Here is a 23,606-nt window from a genome sequence, read left to right as displayed (position 1 = left end):
GTCACTGATCAATATTTGATTTCAACGCGACGATTTTTGGCGTAGGCGGCTTCGTCGGCACCTGCTGCTGCAGGCTTCTCTTTACCAAAACTCACGGCTTCAACTTGAGCGTCGCTCACACCCAGCAAAGTCAATGCACGGCGAACAGTTTCTGCACGTTTTTGACCCAAAGCCAAGTTGTATTCACGACCACCGCGCTCATCGGTATGGCCTTCCAACTGAACTTTGAATTTTTTGTTGGCTTGCAAATGAGCGGCGTTGCGCTCCAAGACGGCGCGCGCTTCAGGCTTCAGGGTAAAGCTGTCGTAATCGAAGTACACCACGTTGACGCCAGCTGGTGCAACTCCTTGAACGTTGGCGTTGCTGCTGACCACGGGTGCCACAGTGCTTTGAGCAGTGTTGGCGCTATCGTTGGCCGACGCGGCTTTGTCTTCAACAGGTACGTCGTTCAATTTGACGCCTGAAGAACATGCTGCCAGTGCGGCGGTCAGGGCCAAAATCCAAAAACTGCGTTTGATCATAAAAACTCCAAAAAAAATCTGATTCGTTTATCGGTAAGGGCCCCAAGCTGGCTCACGAATGTCACCGCTTTGTCCAGACAGTTTGGCTTTAATCTTACCGTCCAGGGTGGTGGTCATGAGGGCCTCGCGACCTTGAAGCACAGTGGCAAACACAATCAACTTGCTGTTAGGGGCAAAGCTAGGACGCTCATCGGCTGTGGTATCAGTGATGGCATTGGCCTGGCCGCTGCTTAAGTTCAAAACCTGAACTTTGAACTGCCCCCCAACACGGCTGACATAAGTTAACCAACGCCCATCTGGGCTCAGTGCAGGTGAGATATTGTAACTTCCGCCAAATGTGACTCTTTCTACCGGCCCACCCATGGCAGGGGTTCTGTAAATTTGGGGGCTGCCGCCTCGATCAGAGACGAAATAAATGGCGCTGCCATCTGGCGTGTAAGTGGGCTCTGTGTCAATGCCAGGGCTTTGCGTGATGCGTTTGGCTTCGCCACTGGCCACATCAATTTGGTACAACTGAGAGCCGCCGTCCCGGCTAAGGGTGGCCAACAAACTTCGACCATCTGGGGCCCAAGCAGGCGCACTGTTAGAGCCCCTGAAATTGGCCATGACACGGCGCTTGCCGGTGGCCAATTCGTGAACATAAATCACTGGCTTGCGTGATTCGAAAGACACATAAGCAAGCTGATTGCCCTTGGGCGACCATGCTGGTGAAATGATGGGCTCAGAACTGGTCAAAGCTGATTGCGCGTTTTCACCATCAGAGTCCGCAATCCACAAACTGTATTTACCAGCCGTTTTGGTGATGTAGGCAATGCGCGTGGCAAAGACGCCTTTATCACCCGTGAGCTTTTCGTAGACCCAATCGGCCAAGCGATGTCCAGACAAGCGAAGGTCAGCCGCAGCAACAGTCTCACGATAGTCGCCGCGCTCCTGGCCTGCCACCACGTCCCATAACTTGGCACGAATTTCATACCGACCATCTGCCAATCGGGTGGCACTGCCTGTCAGCAAGGCGTCGGCACTTTTTTGACGAAATTGCTGAAAATCGGGGCGACTGAGCTCATCCATTGTCAAACCTGACATGAGCACCGATCTAAATTGGCCGCTTCTTTCTAAGTCTGCCAACACAATGGCCGAGGTTTTTTGGGGCGCAGATTCCTCACCCTTGAAAGTGGCCACCGTGATTGGAACTTGCGTCATACCCACACCCGACACGTCCACTTTGAACTGAGCCAAAGCAAACAGCGGCGTCAAACAGCACATGGCGATCAACAGCCCCAACAAGCGGTTGAAAGTGGTCAAAAAGTTCGATGAATGGTTCATTCGGATAGATAAAGTTGAAGCAACAGCATTAATTTAGCATTGTGACACGCGCTAAAATCAATTTAATGACACAAACCCCCGCTGAAAGTCCCCAAAAGGATCTGCCTTTTTACAAGCGGATGCGCAGACTTTGGCCCTATTTTGGCCAGCAGCGCGCCTCGTGGGTTCTAGCCATCTTGGCCACCTTGGTGGCTGCAAGCACTGAGCCCCTCATTCCCGCCCTCTTTAAACCACTGCTAGACGAGGGATTTTCCGAGAACACCTTTCCGCTGTGGATGGTCCCCACTGCCGTGATCGGTATTTTTCTGGTCAGAGGTGCGGCCTTCTTTCTTTCGCAATATGCCCTGGCACGCATCGCCAATGACGGCATGAAAGCTTTGCGCGAAGCCTTGTTTCAGCGCTTGGTTCAAGCCGAAATGTCGCTGTTTACCAAACAATCCGCCAGCGCCCTGTCCAATACCCTGGTCTATGAGGTTCAAACGGGCGCTAATCAATTGATTGCGGCTTTGTTGGGCCTGTCCAGAGATGGCTTTACCTTGATTGCCCTTGTGGCTTATTTGTTTTTTCTCAATTGGAAGCTCACCTTGTTGGTCTTCATAGTGGTGCCCGGTACGGCATGGATCATGAAGAAGTTGTCCAAGCGGCTTTATAGACTGACCAAAGACAGCCAAACCGCCACTGACGATTTGGCATACGTGGTCGAAGAAAATGTGCTGGCGCACCGTGTGGTTCGATTGCATGGGGCGCAGGCTAGCCAATTAGATCGGTTCAAAGTGCTGAGCCAAAAGCTGCGCAGTTTGGCCCTGAAATCGACCATCGCCTCGGCGGCCATGTCTCCCCTTACGCAACTCATGGCCGCCATTGCGCTGTCCGTGGTCTTGGTGGTTGCGCTCATTCAAAGTCGGACAGGAATGCAAGGTTCAACCGTGGGCGGGTTTGTGGCTTTCATTACGGCTATGCTCATGTTGGTTTCACCCATCAAGCGCTTGGCAGATGTGGCCACACCGATCACTCGCGGCTTGGCTGCCCTTGAGCGAGGCTTGAAGCTGCTTGAAGACGTCAAGGTTGAAGCCCAGGGCGAAGGAGTTACCCACCCTTCAAGTAACGGCACGGGAGCATCAAGCCTGTCCTCCCCAAGCGTTGAACTCAAGGACGTCACCGTTCAATACAAAGAAGATGTACCACACGCACTTCAGCAAATTAGTCTGAAAATTGCCAATGGCGAAACGGTGGCTTTTGTAGGTGCATCGGGCTCTGGCAAAACGACTTTGATCAATTTGTTGCCACGTTTTGTGCTGCCCCAGAGTGGTCAAATTAGCATCATGGGCCAGCCCATTGAAGCATGGCCATTGAATCAACTGCGAGCTCAATTTGCATTGGTCAGCCAAGACGTGATCATGATGAACGACACGGTGGCTGCCAACATCGCATTGGGCCAAGCCATTGATCGCGACAAAATTCAACGCTGTTTAGAAGCTGCCAATTTGTCAGAGCACATTCAACGCTTAAGCCATGGCATGGATACACCACTGGGCCACAACGCAACCCAATTGTCGGGTGGTCAACGCCAACGTTTGGCCATTGCCCGCGCCTTGTACAAAGACGCACCCATTTTGATCTTGGATGAGGCCACCTCAGCACTCGACAACGAGTCAGAACGATTGGTACAAGACGCTTTGCAAAAACTCATGCAGGGCCGAACCACCTTGATCATTGCGCACAGACTTTCAACCATCGAACATGCAGACCGTGTGGTAGTGATGGCTCAGGGACACATTGTGGAGCAAGGACGACACTCAGATTTACTATTGGCAAATGGCCCCTACGCCAAGCTGCATCACAAAGCAGAAATTTGATTTTATTTAGAGCAATACAACATCGTATTGTTCTTGGCCCATGGCTGTCTCGCTTTGAAGCGAAATGGGTTTGGCAATGAAATCAGACAGTGCCGCCAAATGCTGGCTTTCTTCGTCCAATAACAACTCAATGACGCTGGGTGCTGCCACCACTCTAAATTCACGCGGATTGAATTGACGAGCCTCACGCAAAATTTCGCGCAAGATGTCATAAACCACGGTTCGGGTGGTTTTGACAATGCCTTTGCCCTCGCAACTTGGGCATGGCTCACACAACATATGCGACAAAGATTCGCGCGTACGTTTGCGCGTCATCTCCAGCAGACCCAATTGTGAAAACCCACCAGCCATGGTTTTGACCCGGTCTCTGGCCAGTTGTTTTTTAAATTCATCTAAAACGGCCGCCTGATGCTCATCGCGCGACATGTCAATGAAATCGACAATGATGATGCCGCCCAAATTGCGCAGACGCAATTGGCGTGCAATAGCATGCGCAGCTTCTAAGTTGGTCTTGAAAATGGTGTCGTCAAAATTTCGCGCGCCAACGTAGCCACCGGTATTCACATCGACAGTGGTGAGTGCTTCGGTTTGATCAATGATGAGATATCCGCCCGACTTCAAATCAACTCGCCTGCCTAAGGCCTTGGCCACTTCTTCGTCGATGGCGTACAAATCAAAAATGGGCCGTTCGCCTTTGTACAGCTGCAATCGCGCAGAAGAGGCCGGCATGTATTCTTTGGCAAACTGAGACAGCATTTCAAACTGCTCTTTGGAGTCAATGCGAATGGTTTGAGTGGCCTCACTGACCAGGTCTCTGAGCACCCTTTGCAGCAGCGTCAAGTCCTGATGCAACAAAGATTGGGCTGGCAATTTAACGGAAGCATCTTTGATTCGTGCCCAAGTTTTTCTCAGGTAGGCAATGTCTTCACCCAGCTCAGCATCAGTCGAATCTTCGGCATTGGTCCGCAAAATAAAGCCGCCGCCTTGATCTCCCACCAAGTTTTGCAAGCGCTGCCGGAGGGCGTCGCGTTGTTCGGTCGGAATTTTTTGGGATACGCCGATGTGGTCGTCTTGCGGCAGAAAAACAAGGTGCCTGCCAGCGATGCTAATTTGGGTCGACAACCTAGCACCCTTGGTTCCGATGGGGTCCTTGATGACCTGCACCATCAGGGCCTGACCTTCAAACACTTGCTTCTCAATAGGAATCAAAGGCTGTGTACTGCGGGCCACCTGGGGCGGTTCACCCTCAGGCTGGCGGTGCCACACATCGGCCACGTGCAAAAATGCAGCTCGCTCAAGCCCAATGTCGATGAAGGCCGATTGCATGCCAGGCAAGACTCGAGCAACTTTGCCCAAATAGACATTGCCCACCAAGCCTCGCTCTAAGGTTCGCTCCACATGCAACTCTTGAACAGCGCCCTGCTCCACCACGGCCACGCGGGTTTCTTGCGGCGACCAATTGATCAAAATATCTTGTTGCATGTCTCTTTGTTCTCGTTCTGACCAGCCTCAAACTGATTCGTTTGGCCAAGGGGACGTAGGAAGTGGCCATGATAGCAACTCTGCCAAGCGACAGATCACCCAAAAAGCCTCATCGGGGGTGGTGACATCGGGCGACACTAGCAGGCCCCGCCAACACCGCTCTAGGGCATCGTCTTCTGTAATGCCCAATTCAAATTGCTGATTGCTGGCTGTATTGACCAGAAGCTGCGCCAAGTCTTCGCACATTTCGTAACGCGCTGTCAGTTCCTGTCTGGGCAAGGAAGGCTTGAATCGGCCCTTGTCCAAATACAGCGCCATGAAAGACTCTGGGACAAAGCTTTGGTTTTCTTCATACATGCAATTCATTCTAGCCACATAATCAGTCACAATTTAAGGCTTCTAAAGCACCCACGTTTCAGAATTCGGACACCCTCAATATTCGATCTATGTCAAAGTTCAAAGCCAGTTTCAAGTTTTTAAAGCCCTTGCTGATGCTGTTGACGTGCTCTTTGGCCAGCCTCAATGCATTCGGTCAAGGTGTGCCTCAAACCCAACTGCCTCGCATCACCCTGAATGCGGGCATGCATCTGATTCAAGCGCAAGTGGCTCAAGATTTTGAACAACGTCAAATTGGGCTCATGTGGCGCAAAGAAATGCCCCAAAACGAAGGCATGTTGTTTATTTTTGAGCAAGCGGCCGTGCAATGCTTCTGGATGCGAAACACCCTTTTGCCTTTGACGGCAGCTTTTGTGGCAGACGATGGCACCATCGTCAACTTGGCAGACATGAAGCCACAGTCTGACGAATCACATTGCTCCAAAAAGCCTGTACGTTTTGTTTTAGAAATGAACCAAGGCTGGTTTGCCAAAAGAAATATCCAGGCAGGCTACAAACTGTCTGGGCCAAGCTTTAGCAAATAAGCGCCCCTGCTTAGACGCCCCAGACTACGTCAACTGACTTGTCCAAACAGGTCTTGAGCATTTTCAGCATCGGCTGACTTCGATTGCGCAGCGGTACTTGTTTGGGTTCTAACTTGCCTTGCGCCTCCTCTTGTTCAATGGCGCTCTCAAGGGCAGCCATGGCAGCAGACAGTTGGTCCACCACAAAGATACCCTTGACCTGATCTTCTCGGCCCATGATTTTGAGAAGCCTTTTGGCATCGGGCTCCAACATAATGAGGTCGCCTGTGGCTTTGGATTTGAATTTGTAGAGCATAAGGACTTTCAGTGAGGGACCATTAACGCACACAGTAATAAAAAAACTCTTGGCCCGGAAACTCAAAAACCGAACGAACAGGAGACGGGTTGGGCAAATCGGGCGCCATGACTTTGTTTGCTTCCATGGCCCACAGCTTGTTTCTGCTGCACGTGACACCACCATTCCAGTCACCTAAATTGGACAAGTATTCGTACTCGTCAGCAGTAGGTAAACGCGCTTGAATGGCTTTGCAGGCCAATTCAGCCGAACGTGTAGAGGGTGCTTTGCCAATCGTCGATCCTGGTGCGCCAACGAGTTCCAATTGTTTGCCACCTATTTTGACTTTGGAAGGAAATTGCGTTTGCTGAAAAGCTTCAAAAATTTGCTGCCCAATGCTTTGCATGACCTGCTCAGGATATCCCTGAGATTGAAAATGGTAGGTGTTGCCACAAGTTAAGTCGACATGAAGGGTCACCACCAAATCACCCCGGCAACTGGGCGCGTAAGAATAAGTGCCGTAAGCTACACCAGACAAGTTGCGCATGAGTTTAGGGTCCCAAACGACCTGCTTTTGAGGGTCTCGCATCTGCCTTAACAATTCATTCAAAGGCGCAGGGTTGAAAAATATGAATCGTCTAACTTGTGGACTGCGCTCGCGGTAGACCCTGTCTAATGCAGCCTTAACCGATCCTGCCAACATGACATCCATGCCTGGACTGCTGCCAGCAATACTGCGCTGGCGATTGATTTGATCGTCTATGACATTAAGCAAATCCACCATGCTTCTGGAGTCAACACCTTCGCGAATCAAGCTGCGAATGGTGTTTGTCAGTTCGGCCATTTGCTCGCTTTTTGTCCTGCCATAGGCATCGTGGTACTGGCACAAATCTTTGCCTCGCACAAACGGAATTTGAGGCCAAATATTGACCACCGCAGGCTGCGCAACTTTAGCGCCAGCATCCATTGGTATGGTGGACTTTGCATCTTGCGCATTGACACCAGTAAGGCCCAAGAACAAACATACTAAAGTCAGATTGACCCCAAAAGCAATGAGATTCTTCATAAATTCAAATCGAAACACTATTTGAATTGAATCCTACATGGCCTTGCCAATCTGCAATTGACGCAAGTCAAGAAAAACCGCTTTGAGGTTTCAAGCTTATTCAGCTGACGCCTTCAACTGAAATTGGTCAGCGCTGGCGTCAGCCCAATACTGCTCAAACAAGCCTGTTAAGTTGTATGAATTCAGCAAAGACCCAGGCGCCACGGAAGGCATCAAACTGTCTAGATTTTTAACGTCACGGTCGCTCATGCGGCGCATGATGTGCTTCAAACTTAAATCGGATGGCTGGCTCAAACCTGTGGCTTGCAACAATTCCTGCACCGACTCTAGGGTATGCCGATGAAAATTCAGCACACGCTCTGACTTGTTGGGTACCACCAAAGCAATTTGACGCTTCGGATCTTGGGTCGTGACACCCGTGGGGCAATTGCCTGTGTGGCAAGTTTGAGCTTGGATGCAACCTAAGGCAAACATAAAACCACGGGCGCTGTTGCACCAGTCGGCACCCAAGGCCACGGTTCGAAGCACATCAAAGCCGCTGATGATTTTGCCGCTGGCACCCAATCGAATGTGCTGCCGCAGATTCAAGCCCACCAAGGTATTGTGAACCAAACGCAAACCCTCCAACATGGGCATGCCCATGTGGTCGGTCAATTCCAAAGGTGCAGCACCTGTACCGCCCTCGGAGCCATCGACCACAATGAAGTCGGGCAAGATGCCAGTGGTGGTCATGGCTTTGGCTATGCCAAACCATTCCCAAGGGTGTCCAATGCACAACTTAAATCCAACCGGTTTGCCACCACTCATCTCGCGCAAGCTCTGAACAAACTGAAGCAATTGGGTGGGTGTTGAAAAACTGCTGTGGGCGGCAGGTGAAATACAGTCGACGCCCACTGGCACACCACGGGCCTCTGCAATTTCTGGCGTTACTTTGGGTCCAGGCAACACCCCGCCATGACCTGGCTTGGCACCCTGACTCAATTTGATTTCAATCATTTTGACCTGGGGCGACAAGGCATTCTTTTTGAATTTCTCGGCATTGAAAGTGCCGTCGTCGTTGCGACAGCCAAAGTAACCGGAGCCAATTTCCCAAATCAGGTCTCCCCCGTGCTCTCGGTGATAGCGCGAAATAGAGCCTTCGCCGGTGTCATGCGCAAAGCCACCTTTTTTAGCACCCAAATTCAGCGCCATGACGGCATTGGCACTCAGCGCACCAAAACTCATGGCCGAAACATTGAACAAGCTGATGCTGTAAGGCTGGGTGCATTGAGCGCCGCCCACTTGCACCCTGAAATTGTGCGAGGCAATGACGGACGGACTGATGGAATGCGTTAACCATTCGTATCCTAAGGCATGAACATCGACTTGGGTGCCAAAAGGAACTTTGTCTGTCTGTCCTTTGGCACGGGCATAAACCAAAGAGCGCTGCGATCTAGAAAAGGGCACGGCGTCGTGATCGCCCTCAATGAAATATTGCCGCAATTCGGGTCGAACAAATTCAAGCAGAAAGCGCAAGTGGCCAATGATGGGGTAGTTGCGCAAAATGGCGTGACCGGTTTGCTGCAAGTCATAGACCCCCAAGGCAACCAAGCCAGTCAACAACAAAACCCAAAGAAAACTGGCCTGCCCCACAACCAATTGCAAAGCAGAGAGCACCCAGAGCGCCACCACAGCAAAAAATGCAACGAAGCGCACAGGCACCCTTTGATCAATCCAATTCAGCATGTTTGCTTCCTAAAGTTAAGTGGCGCGCTTCCAATGAAAGGTCGTCTTAAATCTTGCCGAGGTAATCGGATTTACCGAGCTCAACGCCACTGGCACGCAGCATGCTGTAGGTAGTGGTAGTGTGGAAATGCAAATTGGGCAAGCCATGGCCTAACAAAAACTGCATGCCCTTGTAATGGGTTTCTTTCTCACCACGTTTCACCACGATGTCTTTGTCTTCGGTGCCATCAATTTGTTCCGGCTTGAAAGTTTCTAGAAAAGCAATTGTTTTGGCGATGCGCGCTTGCAAATCTTTGAGATCTTTTTCAGTGTCCTCGTGGGCAGGTATTTCAACGCCAGCCAACCGAGCCACTAGGCCTTTAGAGACATCGCAAGCAATTTGAACCTGACGACTCAATGGAAACATGTCTGGATAAAGACGCATATTCACAAACACCACGGGGTCAATTTTTTTGGCTTCCGCGTGCGCTTGAGCCTTCCCCAAAATATGTGACAGGTTGACAAGACCATTGATCAAGCGCGGGACGCTGGCGGTGTACATCGTAATTTGCATGAGTTCTCCAAAAAATTTAACAATGAGTATGCGGTTTAACTGGGCAGTCGGCTATGAGGTGTATCCCCTGCACCCAGATCCCAGTAGAGACCCGTCATGACCTGCAAGGCTTCACGCAAAAGCTCTGGGGGCAAATGTTCGTTGGGCGCATGCTGAGAACAACCAGGATACGAGTGTGGCACCCAAACAGTTTTCAGCCCCAGCACATCTGTGAAGATGTCGTTGGGCAAAGAGCCCCCCAAATTGGGCAAGATGGCGGGTGTTTTTTGTGTGGTTTTTTGCAATGACTTGGCAGCCCAGCTTACCCAGGCATCATCGGGATCAATGCGCGTGGCCTTGAACACCTCATCCCCACTTGCTTTAACTTGAACATAGCCAAAACCATGTCGATCCAGGTGTCGGCGCAGCGCACTCAAAATGTCATCGCTTTCGATGCCCACCACAAATCGCAACTGGCAAGTTGCCTTGGCTCGGGGCGGAATGGCATTGACTGGATTGTCTGGATTGCCGGTCTTAAAGGCCAGCACCTCAAAGGAACACCATCCAAAAACGCGCTCAGCAGGGCTTAAGCCTGGTTGACCCCAGTCCGGCTCGATGGCGGGGCCATTAGCGCCGCCATCGACTTGGCAATCGGCCAACACGCGCCGCACAGCATCAGGCAAAGAAGCCGGCTTCCATTCGGGTACTTTGATTTCGCCGCGATCTGAGACGATGCAACTGATGGCGTGCGCCAATTGAATACCAGGATTCGATATCAGACCACCCCAATTGCCTGAATGGTGAGCTCCTGCGCGCGATTCAATGCTGAGGTCGAAATTGATGCAGCCTCTTGAACCCAAGAAAAGTGTGGGCCGATCTGCACTCAAACGGGGGCCATCCGATGCAATCAACAAATCAGCTTTTAAGAGCGCTGCATTGTCTTGGCACACTTCCTTTAGCCCTGGGGAACCCGTTTCCTCACCCATTTCAATGAGGTATTTGGCGTTAAAGCCCAGACTGCCTCGTTGTGCCAAGACGCACGCAAGCGCTTGGAGGTTGACCGAATGTTGCCCCTTGTTGTCGGCAATGCCGCGGCCGTACCACCGGCCCTCTAGCTCTGTCAAAGCCCATGGGGACAGGCCCTCCCGCCACTCAGACTCAAGGCCTCGAATCACATCGCCATGACCGTAGCCCAAGACGCTTGGCAAGTCGGGAGATTCAATGCGTTGCGCATACAAAAATGGCGCTTTGGCCTTCGGATGCGTCAAACTTTGGCATTCAAAGCCCATGGCTTCAAAAGCGGGCTGTAATTCTTCCGCCATGTAGGACAACAATTCGGGATGCCTGGCAGGATTTTGGCTTTCGGTTGGCCGATTGATCCTCTTTGTCAGTTCTTTTTTAAAGCTTCCGTCGTCAAATGCATTTTTCGCCAATTGAATTGCAGCATCTCGGGTCATGTCTCTGTACTCATCATCACCAAAAGTTGCAGACTAACTCAAATTTCACAAGAGTGTCTTTTCGCTGTACAAAACGATTAAATTCCGTTCAAAATGTCATTAAATCAATTTTCAACCATCCAACAAATTGTTAATCAACCTATAGTTGAGCAACTACCAGTCAATTAACTAATAGTTAAAGTCAATATGTCAAATCATTCACACAGCCACGATGGATCAGATGCTACAAAGTGGAAGCATGAAGGCGTCAGAGTTGTACCGGGCAATCAATTGGATGGCAACGTGCCCTCCACGCCGGGTATGGACAGAAAAGCCGCGATCAACTTTGCGCGCGTCGGCGCTGAAAAATTGTGGGCCGGCACGGTCACCATTCATGCCAATGCCAAAACGGGTGCACACCACCATGGCCCCTTAGAAAGTGTGATTTATGTCATTAAAGGACGCGCCCGCATGCGCTGGGGCGACAAACTGGAGTTCACGGCCGAAGCGGGTCCAGGCGACTTTATCTATGTGCCGCCCTACGTGCCACATCAAGAAATCAATGCCAGCGCCACAGAAGTACTGGAGTGTGTCCTTTGCCGCAGCGACGGTCAGGCCGTGGCTGTTAACTTAGACATCGAACCCGTAGAAAAACCCGAGCACGTGCTATGGGTCGACCCGACACACCCTCAAGGGGGCGTGTAGGCCAGGCTTAGTCAATCTTGGCGCCAGAGTCTTTGACGATTTTGGCCCAACGCACCATGTCAGACTTCACAATTTGGGCCAATTGGTCGCCCGTTCCCTTGAACGTCTCGCAACCCAAAGTGGCCAGTCTTTCCTGAACGTCTTTCGAATCCAAGACCTTGGCAATGTCGTTTTGAATTTGCAGGGTGATGTTTTTAGGTGTGCCAGCGGGCGCAAACATGCCATACCAAGGGGTAGCACCAAAACCTGGCACGGTTTCACCGATGGAAGGCGCATCTGGCAAGGCCGCCAAGCGCTTCTCATTGACCACCCCCAAGACTTTGAGTTTGCCAGAGCGAATGAATGCTATCGAAGATGGCATGCTTTGCACAGAGAGTGGCACTTGCCCGCCCACCACGTCGGTCGCCGCTGCGGCAGCGCCTTTGTAGGGAATGTGCTGGAGTTGAATGTCAGTGGCTTTTTGCAACATCTCACCAATCAAATGGTTCAGAGTGCCATTGCCAGCCGAGGCAATGGACAAAGCACCCGGCTTGGATTTGGCCAAGGCAATCAGTTCTGCCACGTTATTGGCGGGCAAACTGGGATTGGCCACCAGCACATAGCCGGCTTTGGCCAAAGGTGCCACTGGCTCAAAGTCTTTGACTGAATCGAAACCCGTCTTGGCATACAAAAACGGGTTAATGACTTGGGCGCTGTCGGCGTTCACCAGCAAGGTGTACCCATCATTTTTGGCTTTGGCAGCGTAAGCTGTTCCGACGTTGCCGCCTGCACCGGGTCTGTTTTCCACCACCACAGATTGACCCCATTGGTCCGAGAGCTTTTGCGCGACTACCCGCGCAATGGCGTCATTGGCGCCACCGGCCGCTTGGGGCACTACCAAAGTCACCTGTCGACTAGGAAACTTTTCTTGGGCATGCGCCAAGCCCGTCAGGGAAAGCAAGATAGCCAAGGAACTGCTGATGAGGTGTTTGGTGTGAAAGGCCATGGGGTTGTTTCTGAAGTTGAAGCTTTTGAGATTGTTGCGTCAAGTTTGGCATTCTCCAAGTCGGGTTTGCCATAATCAAGCCATGAATGAAAAGAACCCCAACGGCCCTCGCCTCACCAGCCTTTCACATGGTGGCGGCTGCGGCTGCAAGATTGCGCCCGGTGTATTGAGTGAAATTCTTCGGTCAACCACGGCCATGCCTTTGCCCCCCGAATTGTTGGTCGGCATTGAAACCGCAGACGACGCCGCGGTCTACAAGCTCAACGATTCGCAGGCCTTGGTGGCCACCACCGACTTTTTCATGCCAATCGTCGACGACCCCTTTGAGTTCGGACGAATAGCGGCCACCAATGCCATCTCCGATGTTTACGCCATGGGCGCACAACCCATCATGGCCTTGGCTTTGGTGGGCATGCCCGTCAACGTTCTGCCCTTGAGCGTCATTGGCAAAATTTTGGATGGCGGTCAAAGCGTTTGCCGTGCAGCGGGCATTCCCATTGCTGGCGGTCACACCATCGATTCTGTCGAACCCATCTATGGCTTGGTGGCTATGGGACTGGTCCATCCCGATCACATCAAACGCAATGCAGATGCTCAAGTGGGTGACGTCTTGGTGCTTGGCAAGCCCATTGGTGTGGGCATTTTGTCGGCCGCCCTTAAAAAAGAAATGTTGCCCGACGATGGCTATCAAGCCATGATCAGCAACACCACCAAACTGAACACCGCCGGACCCGATTTGGCCAAACTCAAAGGGGTTCATGCCCTGACGGACATCACTGGCTTTGGACTTGCAGGTCACCTGCTAGAAATGGCCCGTGGCGCCAAATGCACAGTCCGCCTCAATTGGACGGAAGTGCCACTGCTACCAGGCGTCAAAGCCTTGGCCAATCAAGGCTGCATCACGGGGGCTTCAGGCCGAAACTGGCAAGGTTACGGCTCAGAAGTATCGTTGCCAAGCAACTTTTCAAGCGTTGAGCAAAGCTTGCTGACAGATCCACAAACCAGTGGTGGCCTGTTGGTGTCTTGCGCTCCAGATTCAGTCAACGATGTTCTGGGTATTTTCAAACAACATGGCTTTGACCATGCCACAGTGGTTGGCCATGTTGAGGCGCAACAAAAACACGGTCTGGTGGTCGATCAAAAGGCGCAGGCATGAGCGTCAATCCCGTCAGCGCGCAAGACGCCATTGCACGCATGCGCCTGCCCATCGGATCACCAGGCGCATACAGCGCCATCATTGATGCCCGAACCGAAGACGAATATGCACTCGATCACTTGCCGGGTGCTCAAAATTGGCCGTCGCTTAACAATGAAGAACGCATTGTGATTGGCACCTTGTACAAACAAGTCGGACCCTTCGAAGCCAAGAAAAAAGGCGCGGCCATGGTGGCCGCCAACATTTCGAAACACCTAGAAAAGCATGTGTTCGATTTGCCCAAAGAGTGGCAACCCTTGGTTTATTGCTGGCGCGGCGGCAAGCGCAGTGGTTCGCTGGCGCTTATTTTGGGACAAATTGGTTTCAGGGTGTCCATCATCGAAGGTGGCTACAAAGCCTTTCGCAGTGCCATGGTGGCTGCCATACCGCCTCTGGCTGAACGCCTATCATGGCGCGTCATTTGCGGTCCTACTGGCTCGGGTAAAACCAGATTGCTCCATTGTTTAAGAGAACAAGGCGCCCAAGTCTTGGACCTTGAGGGCTTGGCCAATCACCGCAGCTCGGTACTGGGCATCATTCCTGGCGAGCCACAACCTAGCCAGAAACACTTTGACACGCTGCTGTGGGATGCGCTTCGGAATATGGACCCCAGCCTACCTGTGTATGTGGAGTCGGAAAGCCGCAAAGTGGGCAATTTGGCGGTCCCTGAGTCCTTGATCTTGGCCATGCGCGCAAGCCCTTGCTATCAACTCGAGTTGTCGGATGAAGAGCGCGTTAAGTTGTTGCTCGAAGACTACGATTTCTTTGTCAAAGACCCTGAAATGTTCAGCAAGCGTCTTGATGCCTTGGTGGCCATTCGAGGCAAACAAGTGGTGGCAGATTGGCAGACTCAAATCGCAGCAGGACAAATTGAAGATGTGGTTCGTGACTTGCTTAAATTGCATTACGACCCCACTTACTTTGCATCAATGAAACGCAACTTTTTGCAAATAGAACAGGCCCAATTGGTGCGTGCAGACAGTCGTTCAAACGAAAGTTTGAGCGCAGTCGCCAAGTTCATCTTGCAGGCGTAGAGCCGCCTCTAATATGTTCCGAATTTATCTTCGAATCATTTGGGGCTTGCTCTTCAGCCTTTCATGCCTTGGACTGGCCCATGGCCAGTATGAAAAAACACCTTGGCCCAGCGCTCAAAAAACGCCGCCTATCTTGTTCAAAGATGTCAATGGCCGCGAATACAAAGCCGAGTCCTTGCGTGGCAAAAAAGTGGTTTTGAACTTCTGGGCGACTTGGTGCGCTCCCTGCAAAGAAGAGCTTCCTTCATTGCAGATTTTTTCTGACTTGCAAAACCCAGAGCAAGTTCTGGTGCTGACCATCAACGTCAAAGAGCCTTCCAGCCGGGCCCAAAGGTTCATGCAAAACAATCAAATTAATCTGCCTTTGATTTCTGACACCCAGGGCGAGTGGGCTCAAAAGTTTGGCGTCAAGGTTTACCCCACCACCCTGCTCTTGGACACCCAAGGTCAAATTAAGTGGCGAGTGATGGGTGAAGTTGATTGGACATCGGCCGAACCGCAGGCCTGGGTTAACAGCCTGCGATAATCGAGAGGTTGAAAGGCGATTTTGCTTTTCAATAACCTGCCTTCGGGGCATTGGTTTTAGTCATTCAAGACAACTTGAACTGAACAATAAACCTCGTATGTGCCGACAGGTTTAACTTTATTTCGGAGATCTCTTCATGACCCCCGCTCGTCGCTCCCTTCTCAAGGGTGCTGCGTCTATTGGTGCTCTTTCGTTGGCACCTTGGCACCCAGCTTCCGCTCAAACACCCTCAACCCCAACAGCAGCTCGCACCTTCTCGCCACAGCCAGGCCAATGGCGCAGCTTTGAAGTCACCACGCGCGTTGACATTCCGAAGGCCAATGGCATCACACGCGTTTGGTTGCCCGTGCCCAGCGTCAATACATCATGGCAAAAATCTGAAGCCAGCTCGTTCACCAGCAATGGCATCACCCGCCTGCGCAGCGACGGCCTACAAGGCGTCCAAATGTTGTATGCCGAATTTGCAGAAAACATCGAAAAGCCTTACGTTGAAATCACAAGCCGCGTGCAAACGCAAAACCGCGCGCCCATTGCGGAGGGTCAAAAACCTGCTGCAGCAGAAGACGCCAGCACGCTTCAGTATTTCACGCGGGCGACTCAATTTTTGCCCACCGATGGCATTGTCAGAACCACCGCCCAAAAAGCCATTCAAGGTGCTAAAACTGATCTTGAAAAAGTGCGTGCCATTTACGATTGGGTGGTTTCAAATGCTTGGCGTGAGCCCAAAGTTCGCGGCTGCGGCGAAGGCGATATCAAAACGATGCTAGAGACCGGCAACTTGGGCGGCAAGTGTGCAGACATCAACGCTTTGTTTGTCGGCCTGTGCCGATCTGTCGGCATTCCTGCACGCGACGTGTATGGCTTGCGCTTGGCACCTTCAGCATTTGGCTATAAAGAACTTTCGGGCAACTCTGCCAGTTTAAAAGGCGCGCAACACTGCCGCGCTGAGGCTTATGTCAAAGGCCAAGGTTGGATGGCCATGGACCCAGCCGACGTGGCCAAGGTCATGCGTCTAGAGACCCCCGAATGGCTCAAGACCACAGAGCACCCAGTCGTCAAGCCTGTCTACAACACCTTGTTTGGTGGTTGGGAAGGCAATTGGGTTGCTTTCAATACGGCGCACGATTTGACTTTGCCCAACAGCAAAGGGGATCGGATTGGTTTCTTCATGTACCCCACAGCCGAAAACAATGAAGGTCGTCTTGATTCTTATGCGCCTGATGATTTCAAGTATCAAATATCGGCCAAAGAAATCAAAACAATTTGAATCGAATCGGCTTTGAATGCATCTTGAAATGCGTCGATATCAACGTTGATGCCTGTTTAAAGTTGACAAAAATAATTAAATATTTAGGTCAACAAGTGTGTCTCCCATGCCGTTGAATGATCACTCCCGATCGGTGGAGTTTTCAAACAACATGAAGGAAACATCATGACTAAACTTCTCGCTACCTTGATCATCGGCGCATTCTCAGCAGCCGCATTCGCTACAACGCCAGCAGCACCCGCTGCCGCAGCGGCCCCCGCAAAAGCTGAGGTCAAAGCAGAGGCAAAGCCTGAAGCCAAAAAAGCAGATAAAGCGACCAAAGAAGTAGCTAAAGAAGCCACCAAAGAAACAGCCAAGAAGTAATTCACTGGCTCTACTGCCAGCGTTTCACATCTGTGAAGCGCTGGCTTTTTCATTGCAAGCAGCATATTCAATGATCAGCTAAGATCAATCGGTCTATTTGTTTGCAAAGCATTTTCGCCATGGCATTTTTCCCCAGCATGAATCACCGAGGTGTTTGGATCACCACCCTCATGGCGTCAGCCATTCTCATGATCACCATGGGCACGCGTCAGTCCATGGGCCTCTATGTTGGCCCACTCAACACAGACACAGGTTTGGGCATTGTTGCAATCAGCTTGGCCATGGCCATCGGTCAATTTGTTTGGGGCGCCATCCAACCCGTAGCAGGTGCCTTTGCAGACAAATATGGTCCCCGGCCTGTGCTGCTGACAGGCATTTTCATTTTGGTCATTGGCACGGCTTTAACGCCCTTCATCAGCAGCAGCACAGGCTTGATCATGACCATGGGCATTTTGTCTGCCATTGGCGCAGGCACTTGCAGTTTTTCAGTTTTATTGGGTGCTGCAGCACAGCGGATGCCCACCGAGTCCCGGGGCGCCGCATCTGGCATCATCAATGCGGGTGGTTCCTTAGGTCAATTTGTTTTTGCGCCCATCATTCAAAGACTGATTCAAAGCATTGGTTGGATGGGGACGATGTGGTCTATGGCGGTGGTCACCTTGCTGGCCATCCCGTTGTTGAACAAACTCACCAGCGATACACACGCCCCTGTCAAAGCCCCCGACCCTGAAGGCGGCCTCAAAAAAGCAGTGGCTGATGCTTTGCACAACCCCAGCTATTTGCTGCTTCACTTGGGCTTTTTCACCTGCGGCTTTCACATCGCGTTTTTAGTCACTCACTTGCCCACTGAAGTCGGCTTGTGTGGTCTGTCGCCTGCTGTGGCCAGTTGGTCATTGGCCATCATTGGCCTGGCCAATATTGCGGGGAGCTTGTATGCCGGCTCTTGCGTCAATGTCTATCGAAGCAAATACGTGTTGGCAGTCATGTATGCCTCGCGCGCCGTTTTAATTGCTTTGTACTTGGTCGCCCCCAAAACCGAATGGACTTTTTATGCATTTGCATTAGGCCTTGGGTTTACTTGGCTTGCCACCGTGCCGCCAACAGCGGCCATTGTGGGCAAATTATTTGGTGTCCGTTACTTGGCCACTTTGTTTGGCCTAACTTTGTTGTCTCACCAAATCGGTGGATTTTTAGGCGCCTACTTGGGCGGCCTGGCACTGACCATCAACGGCGACTACCAATGGATGTGGTGGGCTGACATCGCCCTCTCGGCCATGGCGGCCTTGATCAACTTACCCATCAAAGAAGCACCGATTATCAAGCCACAATTGGCTTAAGATTCAATTTACTTTTCTGAGGATAACTACCATGAAATCTATGCGTCCTTTGCGTCAATTACTCTCTGCTCTTGCTTTCATCGGATTGACCTCCTTGACAGCAAACGCCCAAAGTTTTCCTAATAAGCCCATTCAAGTTGTGGTGCCTGTAGCCGCCGGCGGCGGTACCGATTTATTGGCCCGAAACCTTAGCCAAAAAGTGAGCGAGATTCTTGGTCAAGCTTTGGTGGTTGAAAACAAATTAGGCGCTGGCGGCAACATCGGTGTTGAGTACGTCATGAAATCAAAAGCAGACGGCTATACACTTCTAATTAGCCCTGCAACCATTGCCACCAACGTTGCTGTTTATAAAAAAATCCCCTACGACTTGGTCAAAGACCTTCAAGCCATTACCCTGATTGGGCAAACAGGTGTGGTGTTGGTGGTACATCCCTCCGTAAAGGCCAACAACCTCAAAGAATTTGTGGAGCTCATGAAATCGAAAAATGGTGACATGAACTACGGCTCGGCTGGAATGGGAAGCCCTCAACACTTGCAAGCAGAATTTTTCAATCAACTGGTCGGCTTGAAATCGAATCACATCCCCTACAAAGGTCAATCGCAAGCGATGAACGACCTTATTGGCGGTCAACTGAGTTATATGTTCAGCCCCATTCAAAACGCCCTGCCCCAAATTCAGCAAGGTCGTCTCAGAGCTTTGGCCGTGGCTTCTGCTGAACGCCATAAAGCGATGCCGCAAGTGCCAACCCTCAACGAGCAAGGCTACAAAGGTGTAGAACTCACCAACTGGTTTGCGGTTTATGCACCTATCAATACACCACCGGCTGTTGTCAAAAAACTCAATGCAGCATTCACACAAGCTGGAAAGGAAGCCAAAATGAAGGAGAAATTAGATTCTCTTGGGTTTGAAAGCTTCTTTACAAGCTCTGAAGAAGCCACCGATTTCATGCGTTCAGAAATCGTCCGTTGGGCCAGGGTGGCTGCTTATGCCGGAATCAAAGCGGAATAAAACAGCTGGCTTTCCTCTACAAATTCAGCCATCGCTTGAGCATGTCTGGCGTGGGTGGACCAATTACTTTTTGAAGCTTGCCAGTGGCATCAATCATCACCACATAGGGTGTGACGTTAGGCCAAGCAGGGTCCACCGACTGCCGAATTTCAGGCTCGAATCCTTCGAAGGCATACATTTTGGTCATGCCCTTAAAGTGGTTGGCATGCCTCAATGCTTTGGCACCACTGGCATCCATCATGACAGCCATCAGTGGGATTGATTTTCTTTGTTCTTTCGTTGCCTGATGAAGCACTTCAAAGGCTGCTGGGCACGTGCTGCAATAGGTGGTGGTAAACAAGTAAGCTGCTGGCTTGGGGCCATCTTTTAAAAGTTGAGCCCAAGTTTTTTCTGTGAACACCAGCGTTGATTTGACTGAGCCAGATTGATCGGCAGCCTTGCCGAGGGCATTGTGCGAATGTTCATGTTTGTGATTTTGCGCATGCAACGGCATGCACAGCATGAGGTTAAGGGCAGCAATGCCAATCACCAAGCCAAGCCGTTGAACAAGCTTGTCAGTTGAGTTATTGAGAAACGTCATAAACTTTGATCTCCTTGGTATCACGCCACACCACCAGCATTTTTTCAGAACGCTGAACGATGCGCGGATGATCATTAGGACCTGTTGTTTGGCCCAACACTTTTAAACTGAAATTCTGACCTTCGTCATCCGAGACCCAGGCCTTGAGGCTTGTAGCGCTGCCATCGCTGGCACGCCAAACCACCACCACACGCTGTTTGTGCGCCATGACATCGGCATGCTCGGCGCGGGCGTCTGGCAAAGCTCTGACTGTGTCCAACAAGGGCTGACCCTTGTCATTTAAACGTGCATAACGCACACCCGCCACATCTTGTCCCTCTTGTTTGCGTATGCCAAACCAAACCATGTGAAAACCCGTTTGAGTAGCCTTGGCGTTGTTAACAGCAAGACCTGGCCCATGGTGAGGACACGCATTGATTTGCCAATCGTCAAAGGTGCTTCGAACGGGTATTTTGGTTTGACCCTGTGCAGGCACTGCCGACGCGTCTGGCAAAAAGGCAAAGCCATGGTCACGCGTTTGCTCACCAAACACATGACGCCACACAGCGGCAACTTTGCCATCGGGTGTATGGGTCATGGCGATGCGGCAACATTCACAAGAGTGATCGGCCAGTTTGTAATCTTGGCCAAATGTGGTGCCGCCATCTTTGGAAACATTGCCATAAATGGCTGCGCCAATGTACTTCGGCCCTGTCCCTTTGGGCGGCATGTCGCGCTTGTCAATCCAAAGCGTGTGCAAGTTGCCCTGCGCATCAAAGAGGATCGATTCGAAACGATGGGTAATTTCTTGACGATCTTGGTGTACTGTGAAAGGGGCTGAGAAAGTTTGCCCACCATCTGTACTGCGTAACATTCTGACAAAACCGGTATAAGGTTTTGGCAATGGTTGCGTGTAGGTCACTACGGCCCAGCCTTGAGGGCCAAAGGCCATTTTGGGACGCGACTCCCCTTCTGCGGCAATCTCGTCTTGTTGGGTATTGAGCACGACGGGTGCTGTCCACTGACCTAAGGCTTGTGCGGGTGAAGACTGTGTGAACAATTGACCGCGTTCATTCAGTCCCACAACCCACAAGCGACCATCGGGGGCCAAAGCAGCCCCCGTGGCCAGTTGAGCGCGATGAGCGTGTTTCATGGGTTTGTTTTGCGCACTAACAGAAAGCGATGTCGCCATGCCTGCAATTAGCAGACCACAAAGCATCCAAGCAAACCCCGATTGTTTTAAAAATCGCATTGAAATTCCTTTCAAATCAAACACACCAAGTCACTCAACATTCAAAGCAACTTCAAGTTCCAAAGGACTTGTTCAAGCCCACCATGAAGCTGCGAGGCGCACCCAGTTGGTAGGTGTTTTGTGTATTGGGGGAATACGTGCCTGTTCCCTTATACGAGCTCGACGCGCTGTCAGAGTAACGCTGGTTGGTCAGGTTGCGAATTTGCCCCCACACCTCCCAAGCACCTTGAAGCTTTTGGCTGGCATACAGATTGAACAAAGTGTGCCCTTCGTATTTCACCGTGTTGGCATCGTTCATCCAAGAACTGCCCTGCTTGATCATGCTCAAAGCAACGCGCGCACCCGGTGCAAACTTGTAAGTCACAGCCGCATTGATGGCATGCGATGGTGCCTGCTTCATGGTTTTGCCTGAGTAGTCTTCAAGTGCGCCTGCTTTGTCGCTCACTTTGTAGGCCACATACGTGTGCTTGGCCCAAGTGGCACCCAAGCGCCAGTCAACCCATTGACTTTCTTGATTCAGTGCGACTTCCAGACCCTCGCTGCGGGTTTGACCGGCATTTTTGTTGCCACTGTCACCGACCGCTGGGGTGTAACTCACAATGGTGTCCTTGCCGTCTAGCCTGTAGATGGCTGAATCCAATTTCAGACTGCCATCCAACAAAGCAGCACGCCAACCCAACTCGGTGTTGTCATAGATGGCTGGTTTCAAATCAGGCACTGCGGTTTTGCCATACAACTGGCTCACCTCAGGCGGTGTAAAACCTTGGCTTAAGTTGCCATACAAACTGTTGCGGGTGTTCAGCGCAAAGGTACCGCCCAGTTTAGGCGTGAATCGACTGAAACTTCTGACCTCGTTGGCAGCTCCAAAGTTGGCACCAGGCGTTAACTTGTTTTGAAAATCGTACGAAATGCTGTCATACCTACCACCCGCCACAATGCGCAAATTGTCGACAGGCACAAACTCAAATTGGGCAAAGGCGGCATTGTTGGCAATGTCGGCGCTGTAGTTTCGAACACCCAATGGGTTGTTTACGCTGTTGAGGGTGTATGAAACATAACGACCCGTTGCGGTATTGCGAGTGATGGCCAAATTGTCAGACACATAATCGTTTTGACTGCGATCGATGGTCAAGCCCGAGACCAACTTGGCTTTGTTCCCATTTAACTTTTGTTCGTGCTTGACGTCCAGGCCCAATGACTCAACATGGTTGTTGTTCAAAGTGCCTTTACAGACTGCACCAGAGCATCCCGAAATGGTGTAGTTAGGCAACTGGCCATGGTCATTTTTGCGCGCAAATGCCGTCAGCGTAGTCACCCCTCCTGCTGTAGTTTCACCTTCCCAAGCCACATTGGCGCGCGTCGTGATGTCTTTGCGCCAAGTGAACGTGTTCAAACTTTTGCCCACCGTGTTGCGATAGTCTGTTTCAAACAAACTGCCTGGCGTTTCAGTGTCCAAATCGGTCTTAATTAAAGAGGCCCGCATCCAAGATGTGGCCGACAAGTTGTAATCGGTTCGCAGAGAGAAAGAGTCCTTGCTACCGCCACTGTATTCTTGCCAATTTTGACTCCGGCGGTGCGAACTGTAGTGAGAAAACCGCAAGCCCAAGTCGCCCCAAGTGTTGCTAGCGCCTGAGTCAACACGCGTAAAGCCATCAATGTCATCGACACGAACGCCCAAATAACCCGTAGGCGTTTTAGAGGCGCGCTGGGTTAAAAAGTTGACGGCACCCCCCACAGCATTGCTGCCATACAAAGAAGATGCAGCACCTTTTACAACCTCAACACCCGAAGCGGCATTCATGTTGTTTTCATTCAACGCGTTGTGATTGAAAACGCCCAAGGGTCGAATTGGAATACCATCTTCAAGGTATTGATACACCGCATTGGTGCTGATGGGTAGGCGGATGGACATGCTGTGCTGCTCATTGCCCAAGTCGTTCCAAAACACGCCAGGAATTCGGTTAATGATGTCGCCAATTGATTTGGGCTTTTCTTCATCCCATTGGCTGCGGCGGACCACACCAATAGAGGCTGCGGTTTCTGAAAGTTTGGTTTCTGATCTAGAGCCAGAAACCACCACAGTGTCGTTCGCAGTCGTTTGGTTTGGCGTGTTTTGAATTTGAGCCTGCACCTGAAAAGCGGAGCAACTCAATGCATAGGCCACGCAGGCCAAAGAAATTGGTTTGTATTTGAATGTCATGTCATTGATTCGTTTGCAGTGAAGCAAACGCAAAGCAGC

At 51.2% G+C, this 23,606-nt stretch carries 23 protein-coding genes; 10 read left to right on the top strand and 13 right to left on the bottom strand.

Annotation, left to right across the window (positions count from 1 at the left end):
- Positions 1–8: 8 nt before the first annotated feature.
- Positions 9–521: a peptidoglycan-associated lipoprotein Pal gene (gene pal / locus AMM03_RS11545; protein WP_090131779.1), complete on the bottom strand. Its 513-nt coding sequence runs from the start codon at positions 519–521 to the stop codon at positions 9–11.
- Between the two features lie 27 nt (positions 522–548).
- Positions 549–1,844: a Tol-Pal system beta propeller repeat protein TolB gene (gene tolB, locus AMM03_RS11540; protein WP_090131777.1), complete on the bottom strand. Its 1,296-nt coding sequence runs from the start codon at positions 1,842–1,844 to the stop codon at positions 549–551.
- Positions 1,845–1,909: 65 nt separating this feature from the next.
- Here tolB and msbA point away from each other — a divergent pair, with 65 nt between their 5' ends.
- Positions 1,910–3,700, top strand: coding sequence for a lipid A export permease/ATP-binding protein MsbA (gene msbA / locus AMM03_RS11535; protein WP_090131776.1), 1,791 nt, complete (start codon positions 1,910–1,912; stop codon positions 3,698–3,700).
- A 6-nt stretch (positions 3,701–3,706) separates the two neighbouring features.
- Here msbA and rng read toward each other — a convergent pair whose 3' ends face one another.
- Positions 3,707–5,182, bottom strand: coding sequence for a ribonuclease G (gene rng, locus AMM03_RS11530; RefSeq protein ID WP_090131774.1), 1,476 nt, complete (start codon positions 5,180–5,182; stop codon positions 3,707–3,709).
- A 27-nt stretch (positions 5,183–5,209) separates the two neighbouring features.
- Positions 5,210–5,539 (bottom strand): ATPase with chaperone activity, encoded by a 330-nt coding sequence (locus AMM03_RS11525; protein ID WP_090132110.1) that lies wholly within the window; start codon positions 5,537–5,539, stop codon positions 5,210–5,212.
- Positions 5,540–5,673: 134 nt separating this feature from the next.
- On the opposite strand from AMM03_RS11525, the gene AMM03_RS11520 reads away from it, so the two are divergent.
- Positions 5,674–6,102, top strand: a complete 429-nt coding sequence (locus tag AMM03_RS11520) for a DUF192 domain-containing protein (RefSeq protein WP_228764695.1) — start codon at positions 5,674–5,676, stop codon at positions 6,100–6,102.
- Between the two features lie 10 nt (positions 6,103–6,112).
- On the opposite strand, the gene AMM03_RS11515 is transcribed toward AMM03_RS11520, so the two are convergent.
- From AMM03_RS11515 to AMM03_RS11495, 5 genes are all read right to left on the bottom strand, one after another.
- Positions 6,113–6,397: a DUF1840 domain-containing protein gene (locus AMM03_RS11515; protein ID WP_090131771.1), complete on the bottom strand. Its 285-nt coding sequence runs from the start codon at positions 6,395–6,397 to the stop codon at positions 6,113–6,115.
- 22 nt (positions 6,398–6,419) lie between these two features.
- Positions 6,420–7,442 (bottom strand): hypothetical protein, encoded by a 1,023-nt coding sequence (locus tag AMM03_RS11510; RefSeq protein ID WP_090131769.1) that lies wholly within the window; start codon positions 7,440–7,442, stop codon positions 6,420–6,422.
- A 96-nt stretch (positions 7,443–7,538) separates the two neighbouring features.
- Positions 7,539–9,167, bottom strand: coding sequence for an FMN-binding glutamate synthase family protein (locus AMM03_RS11505; RefSeq protein WP_090131767.1), 1,629 nt, complete (start codon positions 9,165–9,167; stop codon positions 7,539–7,541).
- Positions 9,168–9,213: 46 nt separating this feature from the next.
- On the bottom strand, positions 9,214–9,720 hold the full coding sequence (locus AMM03_RS11500) for a DUF1993 domain-containing protein (RefSeq protein WP_090131765.1): 507 nt from the start codon (positions 9,718–9,720) through the stop codon (positions 9,214–9,216).
- A gap of 35 nt (positions 9,721–9,755) precedes the next feature.
- Entirely contained in the window at positions 9,756–11,156 is a 1,401-nt protein-coding gene (locus AMM03_RS11495) for a M20 family metallopeptidase (RefSeq protein WP_090131763.1), read from the bottom strand.
- Positions 11,157–11,342: 186 nt separating this feature from the next.
- On the opposite strand from AMM03_RS11495, the gene AMM03_RS11490 reads away from it, so the two are divergent.
- The gene (locus AMM03_RS11490) at positions 11,343–11,840 is read left to right on the top strand and encodes a cupin domain-containing protein (RefSeq protein WP_090131761.1); all 498 of its coding nucleotides are present in this window, start codon (positions 11,343–11,345) and stop codon (positions 11,838–11,840) included.
- A gap of 7 nt (positions 11,841–11,847) precedes the next feature.
- On the opposite strand, the gene AMM03_RS11485 is transcribed toward AMM03_RS11490, so the two are convergent.
- Entirely contained in the window at positions 11,848–12,825 is a 978-nt protein-coding gene (locus tag AMM03_RS11485) for a Bug family tripartite tricarboxylate transporter substrate binding protein (protein ID WP_090131760.1), read from the bottom strand.
- Positions 12,826–12,907: 82 nt separating this feature from the next.
- On the opposite strand from AMM03_RS11485, the gene selD reads away from it, so the two are divergent.
- The 7 genes from selD (at position 12,908) to AMM03_RS11450 (ending at position 19,556) form a co-directional block, all read left to right on the top strand.
- On the top strand, positions 12,908–13,981 hold the full coding sequence (gene selD, locus AMM03_RS11480) for a selenide, water dikinase SelD (protein WP_090132108.1): 1,074 nt from the start codon (positions 12,908–12,910) through the stop codon (positions 13,979–13,981).
- Entirely contained in the window at positions 13,978–15,054 is a 1,077-nt protein-coding gene (gene mnmH / locus AMM03_RS11475; RefSeq protein WP_090131758.1) for a tRNA 2-selenouridine(34) synthase MnmH, read from the top strand. Before selD ends, mnmH begins: the two co-directional genes overlap by 4 nt.
- 13 nt (positions 15,055–15,067) lie before the next feature.
- Entirely contained in the window at positions 15,068–15,580 is a 513-nt protein-coding gene (locus AMM03_RS11470) for a TlpA family protein disulfide reductase (RefSeq protein WP_090131756.1), read from the top strand.
- Between the two features lie 136 nt (positions 15,581–15,716).
- Positions 15,717–16,847: a transglutaminase-like domain-containing protein gene (locus tag AMM03_RS11465; protein ID WP_090131754.1), complete on the top strand. Its 1,131-nt coding sequence runs from the start codon at positions 15,717–15,719 to the stop codon at positions 16,845–16,847.
- Between the two features lie 165 nt (positions 16,848–17,012).
- A complete protein-coding gene (locus AMM03_RS11460; RefSeq protein ID WP_090131752.1) occupies positions 17,013–17,210 on the top strand; it encodes a hypothetical protein in 198 nt (65 codons plus the stop codon).
- Positions 17,211–17,329: 119 nt separating this feature from the next.
- Positions 17,330–18,547 (top strand): MFS transporter, encoded by a 1,218-nt coding sequence (locus AMM03_RS11455; protein WP_194942873.1) that lies wholly within the window; start codon positions 17,330–17,332, stop codon positions 18,545–18,547.
- Between the two features lie 94 nt (positions 18,548–18,641).
- Entirely contained in the window at positions 18,642–19,556 is a 915-nt protein-coding gene (locus AMM03_RS11450) for a Bug family tripartite tricarboxylate transporter substrate binding protein (protein WP_194942872.1), read from the top strand.
- Positions 19,557–19,572: 16 nt separating this feature from the next.
- Here the strand turns inward: AMM03_RS11450 and AMM03_RS11445 are convergent, their stop codons facing one another.
- Genes AMM03_RS11445 through AMM03_RS11435 form a run of 3 tightly spaced genes read right to left on the bottom strand, consistent with a single transcriptional unit; the run spans position 19,573 to position 23,567 of the window.
- Positions 19,573–20,136, bottom strand: a complete 564-nt coding sequence (locus tag AMM03_RS11445) for a hypothetical protein (RefSeq protein WP_194942871.1) — start codon at positions 20,134–20,136, stop codon at positions 19,573–19,575.
- Complete coding sequence (locus AMM03_RS11440; protein WP_228764685.1) at positions 20,120–21,367, bottom strand: hypothetical protein; 1,248 nt, start codon at positions 21,365–21,367, stop codon at positions 20,120–20,122. The genes AMM03_RS11445 and AMM03_RS11440 overlap by 17 nt, the downstream gene beginning before the upstream one ends.
- 52 nt (positions 21,368–21,419) lie before the next feature.
- A complete protein-coding gene (locus AMM03_RS11435) occupies positions 21,420–23,567 on the bottom strand; it encodes a TonB-dependent receptor family protein (RefSeq protein WP_090131746.1) in 2,148 nt (715 codons plus the stop codon).
- Between the last annotated feature and the right edge of the window lie 39 nt (positions 23,568–23,606).

This window comes from Limnohabitans sp. Rim11, from assembly GCF_001269365.1.
Lineage (GTDB): Bacteria > Pseudomonadota > Gammaproteobacteria > Burkholderiales > Burkholderiaceae_C > Limnohabitans_A.
This window is presented reverse-complemented; position numbering and strand designations above follow the sequence as displayed.